The sequence below is a fragment of the Luteibacter sp. 3190 genome, assembly GCF_031456385.1.
GTDB lineage: Bacteria > Pseudomonadota > Gammaproteobacteria > Xanthomonadales > Rhodanobacteraceae > Luteibacter.
This window is the reverse complement of sequence record NZ_JAVDUO010000001.1, coordinates 1,542,519-1,555,385: the sequence shown is the minus strand read 5'-3', so window position 1 is coordinate 1,555,385 and position 12,867 is coordinate 1,542,519. Positions and strand designations below refer to the sequence as shown.

Sequence of the window (12,867 nt, the reverse complement as noted above, 5' to 3'; positions counted from 1 at the left end):
GCCGCCGCTTCCCTCGGTGTCCTCTCCTGCGCGACGGCGCCCGCCACGAGGAAAGGCTCCATGTCCGCAACCGATCGCTTCGGCGACGTCCGCATCACCGAGCATCGCCACGGTGACGACCTGCTGAGCGCGGGCCTCGGATTGCGCGGCCTGGCCGGCACCACCACGGCGTTCGCGCAGCCGGCGTCGCCGACGCCGGCGGAACTGCGACGCCGCGCGATCCAGGCGAGCTGGAAGGGCATCGCGGACCTCGGCCCGCTCGGCGGCTTCGGCACGGTCTACGGCGGCGTACCCGACGTCCCCGGCCGCGAATTCACCGCGTTCGCGACGTTGCCGGGCGCCCATGCGCCGCATCGCGTGCTGGTGCAGGTGCCCGACGATTTCGACCGGGCGAAGCGCTGCCTCGTCGTCACCGCGTCGTCGGGTTCGCGTGGCATCTACGGGCCGATCGCCCTCGCGGGTGCATGGGGCCTGCCGCGCGGCTGCGCGGTGGCATACACCGACAAGGGCACCGGCGCGGGTTATTTCGATCCGGTGGACGGCAGTGGCGTCGCGCTCGACGGCACGCGCGCGAAGGCGGGAACCGCGCCCCTGGAATTCGAGCCGAAGGGGCTCGCCCCGGACGCCGGCATCGCGGTGAAGCACGCGCATTCGGGCGACAATCCGGAAGCCGACTGGGGCAGGCACGTCCTGCAGGCCGCGCGCTTCGGCCTCGCGATGCTCGATCGCGCGTTTCCCGCCGAAGCGCCGTTCACGGCGAAGAACACCCGCATCATCGCGACCGGCCTGTCGAACGGCGGCGGCGCGGTGCTGCGCGCGGCCGGCGACGACGAGGACGGCATCCTCGCCGCGGTGGTCGCGCTCGAGCCGAACATCCACGTCGAGGGCCGCGGCCGTCCGTTCTACGACTACGCCACCGAGGCCGCGCTGCTCCTGCCGTGCGCGCTGGCGGCCCCCGAATTCGACGGCCTGCCGTTCGCCCGCGTCGCGCACGCCGCGCCGCCCGCCTGGGCGATCCGCTGCGCGTCGCTGCGAGCGCATGGCCGGTTCGTCGCGAACACTCCCGCCGCCCAGGCGTCCGAAGCGCTCGCGATGCTGCGCGCCTCCGGCTGGCAGGACGACGCGCTGAAGGTCGGCGCGTCGTCGACGTCGCTCGATCTCTGGCGCGCGGTCACCGCGGCCTATGCAAGCGCCTACCTGCGGCGGCCGGCCGACGGCATGCCCTGCGGTTTTTCCTATCGGGCCCAGCACACGGCGGGCGTCGCGGCCCCCGCGGACGCCGTGGTCCGGGCCGCCTGGTGGGCGGACGGTTCGGGCGTGCCGCCCGGGGCCGGCGTGCTCCTGGCAGGCGGCACCGACGTCTCGCTCGATCCGACGCTGCCGGGCAACCTGTGCCTCCGCGAGTTGTGGACGGGGCAGGGCGACGAGGTCCGCGCGCTCCACGCGGGGGTGGCTGCCACGGCCGCGGCGTTGCCGCGCGCGGGGCTGCCGGTCTTCGTGGTGCACGGCGCCCAGGACGGCCTGATCCCGGTGGCCTTCAGCTCCGATCCGTATGTGGCGTGGCTGCGCGCCTCGGGCCGTTCACCCGTGTACTGGAAGGTGCCGTACGCGCAGCACTTCGACGCCTTCCTCGCGTTTCCCGATTTCGGCGACCGGCACGCCCCGTTGCTGCCCTTCGGCTACGCCGCGCTGGATCGTGCCTGGGCGCATCTCTCGGAAGGCCGGCCGCTGCCCGAGGACGCCGCGGTGCGGGATGCCCGCCCACGCGGCCCGGGCGCGCTCACCGCGGCGGCGCTCGGGTTGCCCGTGCGTTGACGGTCGTCACGTCTTCTCGCTTGAACTCTTGGGGAACGGGCGCCATCTTCGGTAGCCTTGCAGCCCCTCCGGACCGGTCGCGACGTGCGATCGGGCCGTATTTCAACGATTTACAGGAATCGCGATGACCATCAACGTCACCATGAAGACGAGCAAGGGCGACATTCACCTTCGCCTCCACGACGACAAGACCCCGCTGACGGTCGCCAACTTCGTCAACCTGGCCAAGCGTGGCTACTACGACGGCCTGTCGTTCCACCGCGTCATCGCCGACTTCATGATCCAGGGCGGCTGCCCCGAGGGTTCGGGCCGCGGCGGTCCGGGCTACCGCTTCGGCGACGAGTTCGACAGCAGCCTCAAGCACGACAAGCCGGGCATCCTGTCGATGGCCAACGCGGGCCCCGGCACCAACGGCTCGCAGTTCTTCATCACGCATGGCGCCACGCCGTGGCTCGACGGCAAGCACAGCGTCTTCGGTGAAGTGGTCGGCCCGGACGACCAGAAGGTCGTCGACAAGATCCGCCAGGACGACACCATCGAGAAGGTGGAAGTCTCCGGCGACGTCGACGCGCTGCTCGAGAAGCAGGCGGCGAAGGTGAAGGAATGGAACACGGTGCTGGACGCTCGCTGAGCCGTCCGGGCCCGATCCGAAAACGCCGCCTCCGGGCGGCGTTTTCGTGTCCGGGCGGGGACCCGGGGTGCGGTGTGCGAGTGCGTCCTGCGCGTTACATCCTTTGGGGCCGTCTGTCAGAGGTCGTGCGGCGCTTCGCGAAAGATGTCGCGCGCAGGGCGCGCTCCTACTGTCGCTCGATGGCAGCGGCAGTCCCGGGCCCGTGTTAAAATAGCGGCCTTTGCCCTGTCCCCGTCAGAGGAAACGATGCCGCAGCTCGCCAAGCGTATCGGTCGTGCCAAGCCCAGCGCGATCATGGTCATCGCCGAGAAGGCCAAGCGCCTGAAGGCCGAAGGACGCGACATCGTCAGTTTCTCGATCGGCGTGCCCAACTTCCTCCCCGGCGAGCACGTGTACGCCGCCGCCCGCGAGGCGCTGGCGAAGGATTCCGGCCAGTACGGCAGCAACCGCGGCCCCGACGCGCTGGTCGACGCCTTCCTCGCGCACATCGAAGCGCTCGGCCTCACGGGCTACACCCGCGCGAACGTCAGCACCGGCGTGGGCGCCAAGCAGATCCTCTACAACCTCGCCGAGGCCCTGCTCGACGAGGGCGACGAGATCGCCTTCCCGGCGCCGTACTGGACGAGCTACCTCGACATCGCCGAGATCGTCGGCGCGAAGATCAACATCCTGCCGTGCCCGCCGGAGCAGCACTACAAGCTCACGCCGGCGCAGCTCGAGGACGCGCTGAAGCGCAAGCCGCGCGTGTTCCTCTTCAACAACCCGTCGAACCCCACCGGCATGGTGTACACGCGCGACGAGATCGCCGCGCTGGCCGACGTGATCGCGAAGTATCCCGATACCTGGATCATCACCGACGACATCTACAACACGATGGTCTTCGACGGTGTCGGTTACCACAACTTCGTGCACGTGCGCCCCGAACTGAAGGACCGCGTGATCTTCGTCGACTCGCTGTCGAAGACCTACGGCATGCCCGGCTGGCGCGTGGGCTTCATCGCCGCGCCGGAAGCCGTGGCGCTCGCGGTGACCACGCTCAATTCGAACCACATCACGAGCCTGCCCGAGGTCGTCACCGCCGCGGCGGTCGCCGCGCTGGCCGGTCCGCAGGACATCCCGGCGGCGAAGTGCGTCGAGTTCGCGGCCAAGCGCGATCGCGTCTACGACGCGCTCGTGTCGATTCCCGGCGTCGTCTGCCCGCGTCCGCAGGGCGCGTTCTACGCGTTCCCCGACATCTCGGTGGCCTTCGGCAAGAAGCACGGCGGCGTCGAGATCACGTCCGACGTCGACTTCTGCGCCGCGCTGCTCGATGCCAAGGGCGTCGCCTGCGTTCCGGGTTCGGCCTTCGGCGAGCCGCGCGCGCTGCGCATTTCCTATTCCTGCCCCGACGAGGCGCTCGACAAGGGCATGGCCCGCATCGTCGAGTTCTTCGCCGAGCTCAACTGATCGAAGTCCCACGCGATATACCTGAGGAGTCGTAAGATGAAAGCACCCGTTCGCGTTGCCGTCACCGGCGCTGCCGGCCAGATCGGCTATGCCCTCCTGTTCCGTATCGCCGCCGGCGACATGCTGGGCCCGGACCAGCCGGTGATCCTCCACCTGCTCGAGATCACTCCGGCGCTGCCCGCGCTGCAGGGTGTCGTGATGGAACTCAACGACTGCGCCTTCCCGACGCTCGCGGGCGTCGTCGCCACGGACGACGTGAACGTCGCCTTCAAGGATGTCGATTACGCGCTGCTCGTCGGTGCGCGTCCGCGCGGCCCGGGCATGGAGCGCAAGGACCTGCTCGAAGCCAACGGCGCCATCTTCGGCCCGCAGGGCAAGGCCCTGAATGACCACGCCAAGCGCGACGTGCGCGTGCTGGTCGTCGGTAACCCGGCCAACACCAACGCGCTGATCGCGCAGCAGAACGCCCCGGACCTCGATCCGAAGTGCTTCACCGCGATGGTCCGCCTCGACCACAACCGCGCGCTGTCGCAGCTCGCCGAGAAGACCGGCACGCATTCGACGGACATCAGGAAGCTGACGATCTGGGGCAACCACAGCTCGACGCAGTACCCGGACCTCCACGAGACCACCGTGAAGGGCAAGGCCGCGCTCGAGCAGGTCGACCAGGCCTGGTACGAGAGCGAGTTCATCCCGACCGTGCAGCAGCGCGGCGCGGCGATCATCAAGGCGCGCGGCGCGTCGTCGGCCGCCTCGGCCGCCTCGGCCGCGATCGACCACATGCGCGACTGGACGCTCGGCACGGCCGAAGGCGACTGGGTCTCGATGGCGATCCCCTCCGACGGCTCGTACGGCGTCGAGCCGGGCGTGATCTTCGGTTACCCGGTGACCGTCAAGGACGGCAAGTACGCGATCGTGCAGGGCCTGGCGATCAACGCGTTCTCGCAGGCGCGCATCGACGCGACCGAGAAGGAACTGCGCGAGGAGCGCGCTGGCGTCGAGCACCTGTTCGCGAAGTAATCCGCGAGCGTGCGATGCGAAGCGAAAGGCCGCGCCGCGAGGCGCGGCCTTTTTCGTGGTCGACGTGCCGGGGAGCGCGCTGGCGCGCGAACGGTTCTTGCCGCAAGCTGGTTCGCGAGCCGGCGCGATTTCCACGACCGCTCGCCCGGTTTACTCCACCGATACGCTCATTGCGGAATGCTCCCGACATGGCCCATAGCTCGAAACTCGTCGTCTACGTCGCGCTCGCCGCCAACATCGGCATCGCGATCGCGAAGTTCATCGCCGCGGCCATCAGCGGCAGTTCCAGCATGCTGTCGGAGGGCGTGCATTCGCTGGTCGACAGCGTGAACGAGATCCTGCTGCTCTACGGGCTGCGCCGCTCGCGCCAGCGACCCAACCGGCAGAACCCGCTCGGCTTCGGGCGCGAGCTGTACTTCTGGAGTTTCATCGTCGCGCTGCTGGTGCTGGCGCTCGGCGCGGGGTTCTCCCTTTACGAAGGCGTCAACCACATCCTGGTGCCCGAGCCGCTCGGCGACCCGACGGTCAACTACATCGTTCTCGCGGTGAGTGCGCTGTTCGAAGGAAGCTCGTGGTGGCTGTCGCTGAAGAGCGTGCAGCGGAAGAAGGGCAGCCTCGGCTACTTCGAGGCGTTCCGCAACACGAAGGACCCGACGACCTATTCCGTGCTGTTCGAGGACAGCGCCGCGCTGCTTGGCCTCGGCATCGCCGCCATCGGCGTGTATCTATCCCATGCGCTCGGCGACCCGCGCATCGATGGCTGGGCCTCGATCGGCATCGCCGTCGTGCTGGCGCTGGCATCGGCGATGCTGGCGCGCGAGAGCAAGGCGCTGCTCATCGGCGAACCGGCACAGCCCAACCTGCTCGCGAAGGTGTGCGGCATCGCGGGGCAGGTGCAGGGGGTGGAGGCGGTCAACGGCGTGCTGACCGTGCAGGTCGGCCCGGACCAGGTGCTGGTGGCGCTGTCGATGGCGTTCGACGATCACCTGACCACGGTGGAGATCGAGGAGCGCGTGCGCACCATCGAGGCGCGTACCAAGGAGGCGAACCTGCCGATCGTCGCGTTGTTCATCAAGCCGCAGACCCCGGAAGGCTGGCGGGCCCGGTTGCGCGAACTGGACGGGCGTTGAGGTGCCGGCGAAGGGCGGGAGCCGATCGTATCGGCGATGAGTGGTGCGCCGCCGTCGCGGGTGCGAACGGCGGCGCATGCCGCATCAGGAGTGCTCGCCTTCCTTCGGCGGCTTGCCACGGCCTTCGATGTGGCCACCGAAGCCCATGCGCATCGCGGACAGCAGGCGCTCGGCGTAGGTGTGGTCCTGGCGCGAACGGAAGCGGGCGAACAGGGCGGAGGTCAGCACTTCGGCCGGCACGGCCTGCTCGATGGCCGCGTTGACGGTCCAGCGGCCTTCGCCGGAGTCGTCGACGTAACCGGAGTAGTTGTCGAGCTCCGGACCCTTCGCCAGCGCGCTGGCGGTGAGGTCGAGCAGCCACGACGAGACCACGCTGCCGCGACGCCAGACTTCGGCGATGTCGGCCATATCGAGCTCGTAGCGCTCGCGCTCCGGCAGGTGCGCGGCGTTGCGGTTCTTCAGGATGTCGAAGCCTTCCGCGAACGACTGCATCATGCCGTACTCGATGCCGTTGTGGATCATCTTGACGAAGTGACCCGCGCCGGCCGGACCGGCATGCATGTAGCCGTTCTCGACGCGCGGATCGCGGCCATCGCGGCCTTCGGTGCGCGGAATGTCGCCGGCGCCCGGCGCGAGCGTCTTGAAGATGGGATCGAGGTAGTCGACGGTCGGCTTGTCGCCGCCGATCATCATGCAGTAGCCGCGATCGAGGCCCCACACGCCGCCGGAGGTGCCGACGTCGACGTAGTGGATGCCCTTGGTGGCGAGTTCCTCGGCGCGACGGGCGTCGTCCTTGTAGAAGGTGTTGCCGCCGTCGATGATGACGTCGTCCTTGCCGAGCAGGCCGGACAGGGTCTGGATCGTGTTCTCGGTGATCTCGCCGGCGGGCAGCATCACCCACACGACCTTCGGCGACGGCAGGGCCGCGACCAGCGCCTCGACCGAGGTGACGGCTTCGCCGCCGTCCTTCGCCAGCGCCGCGCGGGCGCCCTCGGCGTTGTCATAGACCACGGTCTGATGACCGTCCCTCATCAGGCGGCGGGCGATATTGCCGCCCATGCGGCCCAGTCCGATCAAACCGATTTTCATGCGTGGGTTCCTCGATGTGTGCAACGTGGGGAATATGCGGATACCCGCCGTGGATGCAAGGTATACATAGGGATGTCCGGCGCGGCACCGGGTCCGCCGGACCCATCCACGCATGCTCCGGCCACGGGGGTTAACCCCGTCATAGTGCGTCCTGGAGGCCGCGAAGTCGACCTTCGGTGACTTACGGCAGGCTGGAGCGGGGCTTCGCCGCGCGGGTATCCTCAGCGGTCGTCCCTTCAAGTGCGCCCGATGAAAACATCCGCCGTCCGCCTGTCGCTCGCCGCCATCGCCCTGATCGGGACGCTTGGCGCCTCGGCCGCCACGTTCGATCCGCGCGAGGTCTTCGCACCGTTCGTCTATCCACAGCCCGTCAACGCCTACCGCTCCGGCAGTGGCATGCCCGGCCCGCTGTTCTGGCAGAACCGTGCCGACTACGACCTGGCCGCGACGCTGGACCCGGTCGCCAACACGATGACGGGCAGGGCGACGATCCATTACACGAACGACAGCCCGGACGCGCTCGACGTGCTCTGGCTGCAGCTGGACGAGAACCGCTTCACCGCCGACGCGCGCGGGAACTTCACGGCCGGCAGGACCGAGAAGCGGCACACGGACGGCTTCCGCATCGCCTCGGTGACCGTGGGCGGCAAGGCGGCGACCTATGTCGTCAGCGACACGCGGATGCAGGTGCGCCTCCCCGAGGCGGTCGCGGCGCGCGGTGGCAAGGTGAGCGTCACGATCGCGTATTCCTACGATCTGCCCGGCGACTTCGGTGGACGCACCGGTTTCGCGCCGTCGAAGAACGGCGACATCTACGAGATGGCGCAGTGGTACCCACGCATGTGCGTCTACGACGACCTGCGCGGCTGGGACACGGCGCCCTACCTCAACAGCGAGTTCTACCTCGAGTACGGCGACTTCGATTATGCGATCACCGTGCCCTCGGACATGATCGTCGCCGGTTCCGGCGAGCTGGTGAACCCGGAGGACGTGCTCACCGCGACGCAGCGCGAGCGCCTGGCGAAGGCGCGCGAGAGCGACGCGACCGTCATGATCCGCACGCCCGAGGAGGTCACGCAGGCGTCGAGCCGGCCGAAGCAGGGCGGCACGCTGACGTGGAAGTTCCGCATGCGGAACACGCGCGACGTCGCCTTCGGCGCGTCGAAGGCGTACGTGTGGGACGCGGCGCGCATCAACCTGCCGGAAGGCCGCAAGGCGCTCGCGATGTCCGTGTACCCGGTGGAGAGCGTGGGCGAGAAGGGCTGGGGTCGTTCGACGGAGTACCTGAAATCGTCGGTCGAGCACTTCTCGACGAAGTGGTACCCCTATCCGTACCCCGTGGCGATCAACGAAGCGGGTTCCGCCGCGAGCGGCATGGAATACCCGGGCATCGTGTTCGATCCCATGAAGGCGCCGGCCAAGGCGCTGCACATGGTGACCGCGCACGAGATCGGGCACACGTGGTTCCCGATGATCGTGGGCAGCGACGAGCGCCGCAACGCGTGGATGGACGAAGGGTTCAACACCTTCATCGACGTGTACGAGGCGGACGCCTTCAACCACGGCGAGTTCGCGCCCAAGCGCGACGGCGAATACGCGCCGAAGGGCGGCAACCCCGTCGACGAGATCCTGCCCCTGCTGGCCGACGCCGACGCGCCGCCGCTGCTGATCGGCGCCGACATGGTCAAGGAGAAGTACCGCCACCCGGCCACGTATTTCAAGGCGGCGCTGGGCCTCGTGCTGCTGCGCGAGGAAATCATCGGGCCGGAGCGTTTCGACCCGGCGTTCCGCAAGTACATCGCGACCTGGGCCTACCGCCACCCGACGCCCTCGGACTTCTTCCGGCTGATGGAAAGCCAGGCGGGCGAGGACCTGTCCTGGTTCTGGCGCGGCTGGTTCGCCAACAACTGGCAGCTCGACATGGCCGTGACGGCGGTCGACGGCGGGACCGTGACGGTGGAAAATCGCGATCGCCTGGTCATGCCCGCGACGCTGCGGGTGACCTTCGACGACCGGACCACCCGCGACATCCGCGTGCCGGTGGAGACCTGGCAGCAGCACACGAGCTTCGGCGTGAGCGTGCCCGGCGGCCGCCGGATCGTCCGTGCCGAGATCGACCCCGACCACCGGATCCCGGACCGGGACCGGTCCAACAACGTCTGGCCGCGCTGAGGAGCGTCATGTCGCCGCGCAAGGCAGCCATTTCCAACCTGTTCGCCATCGTCGTCGCGGCGGTGGCGTGGCCGGCGCTGCTGCTGCAGTACTGGCTCATGTTCTGGTCGGCGTCTCCCGGCGTCGTGACGGTGCGCTTCTTCAGCTACTTCACGATCCTCTCCAACGTGCTCGTCGCCCTGGTCGCGGCGGCGGCCGCCACGGGTGGCAACTGGAAGCCGTTGCGCGGCCTGCGGCGTCCGGCGGTCCGGGGGCTCGCGGCGCTCTGCATCGCGGTGACCTGCCTGGTCTACGCCACCGTGCTGCAGGGGCAGTGGCATCCACTCGGGCCGCAGCTGGTGGCCGACCGCGCCCTGCATTACGTCGTGCCCGTGCTTTACCTGGCCTGGTGGGTGTTCCTGCTGCCGCACGGCGAGCTGGCGTGGCGCGACGCGGCGCGATGGCTGCTGTTCCCCTTCGCGTTCTGTCTCTGGACGTTCGCGCGCGGCAGCGTCGTGCACGAGTACCCGTACCCGTTCATGGACGTCGACAGGCTCGGTTACCCGGCCGTGCTGCTGAACTCGTGCATCGTCGGGGCGCTGTTCCTCGTCCTGGGCACGGGCCTGGTCGCGGTCGACCGGGCACTCCGGAATCGGTAACGTCGAGGGGCTACAATGGCGGAATGATCTTCCGCTGGTTCGAATCCCTCATCGACATCTTCCGCGACGCGCCCGACCGGGCGCCGCCGAAGGGCGTCGTCCGCTTCTACGCGTACTACCTCGGCCAGGTGTGGAAAGTCTTCGTGGCCGCCCTGGTCGTCGGGCTCGCCGTCGCCCTCATCGAGGTCGCCCTGTTCGACTTCCTGGGGCGGGTGGTCGACATGGCGCAGAAGACGCCGGCGGCGGTGTTCTTCCAGACCCACTGGCGCACGCTGACGTGGATGGCGTTCGTCGTCGTGATCCTGCGGCCGCTGTCGATCGGCATCCACGACCTGCTGGTCAACCAGACGCTCAACCCGGGCATGACCACGATGGTGCGCTGGCAGCACCATCGCTACGTGCTCAAGCAGAGCCTCTCGTTCTTCCAGAACGACTTCGCGGGCCGCATCGCGAACCGGATCATGCAGACGGCGCCGTCGTTACGGCAGTCGGCGGTGCAGGTCGTCGACGCGCTCTGGTACGTCACCGTCTACGCCGGCACCTCGGTCTATCTGTTCGCGAAGGCGGACGTCAGGCTGGCCCTGCCGCTCGTGCTCTGGATCGCGGGGTACGTCGGCATGCTGGTGTACTTCGTGCCGCGCGTGAAGGAACGCTCGTGGAAAGCGTCCGAGGCGCGTTCCAAGCTGATGGGCCGCATCGTGGACGGCTACAGCAACGTTATGACGCTGAAACTCTTCGCGCACACGCATCGCGAAGAGGCCTATGCGAAGGAGGCGATGCGGGAACAGACGGACAAGGTCCGCTCGTCCAGCCGCATGGTCACCGGCATGGACGTCGCCATCACCTCGCTCAACGGCGTGCTCATCGCGGCGACCAGCGGCCTGGCCCTCTGGCTGTGGTCGCGGGGTACGGTGTCGACGGGGCAGGTGGCCCTGGCCGTGGGCCTGGTCATCCGCATCAACAACATGTCCGGCTGGATCATGTGGGTGGTCAACGGCATCTTCGAGGACATCGGCACCGTGCAGGACGGCATCACCACGATCTCGCAGGAGCGGACCGTGGTCGATCGTCCGGACGCCGTGCCGCTGCGCGTCACGCGCGGCGAGGTGCGCTTCGAGAACATCCATTTCCATTACGGCAAGGCGGGCGGCGTGATCGGCGGCCTCGACCTGCTGGTCCGTCCGGGCGAGAAGATCGGTCTCGTCGGGCCGTCGGGCGCGGGCAAGTCGACGATGGTCAACATCATGCTGCGCCTCTACGACCTCGAGGACGGCCGCATCGCGATCGACGGCCAGGACATCGCGAAGGTCACGCAGGAATCCCTGCGCTCCAGCATCGGCGTGGTGACGCAGGACACCTCGCTGCTGCATCGGTCGATCCGCGACAACCTGCTCTATGGCCGGCCGGACGCGACGGAGGCCGAACTGCTCGCCGCCGTGCGGCAGGCGCGCGCCGACGAGTTCATCCCGGGCCTCTCCGATGGCGAGGGCCGCACGGGCTTCGATGCCCATGCGGGCGAGCGTGGCGTGAAACTCTCGGGCGGCCAGCGCCAGCGCATCGCGATCGCGCGCGTGCTGCTCAAGGACGCGCCGATCCTCGTGCTCGACGAGGCGACCTCCGCGCTCGATTCCGAAGCCGAGGCCGCGATCCAGGAAAGCCTGGAGACGCTGATGCAGGGCAAGACGGTGATCGCGATCGCGCACCGCCTGTCCACCATCGCGAAGATGGACCGGCTCGTGGTGATGGAGCACGGCGCGATCGTGGAGACGGGGACGCATGCCGAACTGATCGCCCATGGTGGCCTCTACGCGCGCCTTTGGGCGCATCAGACGGGTGGCTTCGTCGGCGTGGAGTAATGGGAGCGACGCCATGAATTCCCCGAAAGGCTGCCTTGCAAACGCTTCGCTTGTGGTATCGCCGGTTCCGGCGACAATGACGCTCCCATCCCCATGAAGAACACGATGAACGCCGCCGCCGAAACCCCGGTCGACACCGCCGCTCCCGCCGCGCGCGACTGGCGGACCACCGTCGAATTGACCATTCTCGGGGCCATCTGGGGCGGCTCGTTCCTCTTCATGCGCGTCGCGGCGAAGGATTTCGGTCCGTTCCCGCTGGTCGCGACGCGCCTGGCGTTCGGCTCGGTGATCCTGCTCCCGCTGCTCTGGCGCGCGCGGCCGACGATCCGGCCCTCGCACCTGTGGAAGATGCTGGCCCTCGGCGCCCTGAGCGCGGCGATCCCGTTCACGCTGTTCGCGTGGGGCGCGGAACGCGCGCCCGCCGGCATCGGCGCCATCGCCAACAGCATGACCGTCCTCTTCGCCGCGCTGGTGGCCTTCGTCGGCTTCGGCGAGAAGATCGGCGTTCGCAAGGCCATCGCGCTGGTCGCGGGCTTCGTCGGCGTGGTGATCCTCGCCAGCGGACGCACGGCCGGCGAAAACGTCGCCCCCGCGGCGCTGGCGGGCGCCGCGGCGTCGTTCTGCTACGGACTGGCCGGCAACCTCATCAAGCGCTTCCTCTCCGACATCGCCCCGACGGCCGTCGCGGCGGGCTGCCTGCTCGGCGCCACGATCCTCACCGCGCCGCTCGCGGCGCTGACCTGGCCCGAGGCGGCCATTCCGGCGAAGTCGTGGGTCGCGGTCGTGGCCCTCGGCGTGCTCTCGACCGGTCTCGCCTACGCCTTCTACTTCCGCCTGATCCAGCGGATCGGCGCGCCGCGCGCGGCCACGTCGACGTACCTGGTGCCGCTGTTCGGCGTGGGCTGGGCGTGGATGTTCCTGGGCGAGGCCCTGACACCGACGATGGCGCTCGCCGGCGCCATCATCCTGGGCAGCGTCATCTTCAGCCAGAAAAGCAAGAGCTGATCGGCCCTTCCACCCGGTCGCCCGGCGTGGAATAGTCCGGCGCTACCACTGTTGCCGGGACCGTC

General features: G+C 68.8%; 10 protein-coding genes. 9 read left to right on the top strand and 1 reads right to left on the bottom strand.

Annotated elements, in window-relative coordinates; translation table 11 throughout:
- Positions 1-60 precede the first annotated feature (60 nt).
- The 5 genes from J2X58_RS07120 (at position 61) to J2X58_RS07100 (ending at position 6,042) form a co-directional block, all read left to right on the top strand.
- Positions 61-1,815: a 3-hydroxybutyrate oligomer hydrolase family protein gene (locus J2X58_RS07120; RefSeq protein ID WP_310047243.1), complete on the top strand. Its 1,755-nt coding sequence runs from the start codon at positions 61-63 to the stop codon at positions 1,813-1,815.
- Positions 1,816-1,939: 124 nt separating this feature from the next.
- Positions 1,940-2,446, top strand: coding sequence for a peptidylprolyl isomerase (locus J2X58_RS07115; RefSeq protein ID WP_090175753.1), 507 nt, complete (start codon positions 1,940-1,942; stop codon positions 2,444-2,446).
- 246 nt (positions 2,447-2,692) lie between these two features.
- Positions 2,693-3,892 carry an aminotransferase class I/II-fold pyridoxal phosphate-dependent enzyme gene (locus J2X58_RS07110; RefSeq protein WP_310047241.1) on the top strand — a complete coding sequence of 400 codons (1,200 nt, stop codon included), beginning with the start codon at positions 2,693-2,695 and terminating at the stop codon, positions 3,890-3,892.
- Positions 3,893-3,928: 36 nt separating this feature from the next.
- Positions 3,929-4,912 carry a malate dehydrogenase gene (locus J2X58_RS07105; RefSeq protein ID WP_310047240.1) on the top strand — a complete coding sequence of 328 codons (984 nt, stop codon included), beginning with the start codon at positions 3,929-3,931 and terminating at the stop codon, positions 4,910-4,912.
- Between the two features lie 188 nt (positions 4,913-5,100).
- On the top strand, positions 5,101-6,042 hold the full coding sequence (locus J2X58_RS07100; RefSeq protein WP_090052928.1) for a cation diffusion facilitator family transporter: 942 nt from the start codon (positions 5,101-5,103) through the stop codon (positions 6,040-6,042).
- A gap of 84 nt (positions 6,043-6,126) precedes the next feature.
- On the opposite strand, the gene gnd is transcribed toward J2X58_RS07100, so the two are convergent.
- Positions 6,127-7,131, bottom strand: coding sequence for a phosphogluconate dehydrogenase (NAD(+)-dependent, decarboxylating) (gene gnd / locus J2X58_RS07095; RefSeq protein WP_090052930.1), 1,005 nt, complete (start codon positions 7,129-7,131; stop codon positions 6,127-6,129).
- A 249-nt stretch (positions 7,132-7,380) separates the two neighbouring features.
- Here gnd and J2X58_RS07090 point away from each other — a divergent pair, with 249 nt between their 5' ends.
- The 4 genes from J2X58_RS07090 (at position 7,381) to J2X58_RS07075 (ending at position 12,802) form a co-directional block, all read left to right on the top strand.
- Entirely contained in the window at positions 7,381-9,303 is a 1,923-nt protein-coding gene (locus J2X58_RS07090; RefSeq protein WP_310047238.1) for a M1 family metallopeptidase, read from the top strand.
- An 8-nt stretch (positions 9,304-9,311) separates the two neighbouring features.
- On the top strand, positions 9,312-9,941 hold the full coding sequence (locus tag J2X58_RS07085) for a Pr6Pr family membrane protein (RefSeq protein ID WP_310047237.1): 630 nt from the start codon (positions 9,312-9,314) through the stop codon (positions 9,939-9,941).
- Positions 9,942-9,964: 23 nt separating this feature from the next.
- Complete coding sequence (locus J2X58_RS07080; RefSeq protein WP_310047234.1) at positions 9,965-11,797, top strand: ABC transporter ATP-binding protein; 1,833 nt, start codon at positions 9,965-9,967, stop codon at positions 11,795-11,797.
- Between the two features lie 93 nt (positions 11,798-11,890).
- Positions 11,891-12,802: a DMT family transporter gene (locus tag J2X58_RS07075; protein ID WP_310047231.1), complete on the top strand. Its 912-nt coding sequence runs from the start codon at positions 11,891-11,893 to the stop codon at positions 12,800-12,802.
- Positions 12,803-12,867: the final 65 nt, after the last annotated feature.

Excerpts from the sequence above, each read along its gene's own strand:
- gnd (WP_090052930.1), bottom strand. The coding sequence starts at position 7,131 with ATGAAAATCGGTTTGATCGGACTGGGCCGCATGGGCGGCAATATCGCC.
- J2X58_RS07110 (WP_310047241.1), top strand. The coding sequence starts at position 2,693 with ATGCCGCAGCTCGCCAAGCGTATCGGTCGTGCCAAGCCCAGCGCGATC.
- J2X58_RS07105 (WP_310047240.1), top strand. The coding sequence starts at position 3,929 with ATGAAAGCACCCGTTCGCGTTGCCGTCACCGGCGCTGCCGGCCAGATC.
- J2X58_RS07075 (WP_310047231.1), top strand. The coding sequence starts at position 11,891 with ATGAAGAACACGATGAACGCCGCCGCCGAAACCCCGGTCGACACCGCC.
- J2X58_RS07090 (WP_310047238.1), top strand. The coding sequence starts at position 7,381 with ATGAAAACATCCGCCGTCCGCCTGTCGCTCGCCGCCATCGCCCTGATC.
- J2X58_RS07100 (WP_090052928.1), top strand. The coding sequence starts at position 5,101 with ATGGCCCATAGCTCGAAACTCGTCGTCTACGTCGCGCTCGCCGCCAAC.
- J2X58_RS07085 (WP_310047237.1), top strand. The coding sequence starts at position 9,312 with ATGTCGCCGCGCAAGGCAGCCATTTCCAACCTGTTCGCCATCGTCGTC.
- J2X58_RS07115 (WP_090175753.1), top strand. The coding sequence starts at position 1,940 with ATGACCATCAACGTCACCATGAAGACGAGCAAGGGCGACATTCACCTT.
- J2X58_RS07080 (WP_310047234.1), top strand. The coding sequence starts at position 9,965 with ATGATCTTCCGCTGGTTCGAATCCCTCATCGACATCTTCCGCGACGCG.
- J2X58_RS07120 (WP_310047243.1), top strand. The coding sequence starts at position 61 with ATGTCCGCAACCGATCGCTTCGGCGACGTCCGCATCACCGAGCATCGC.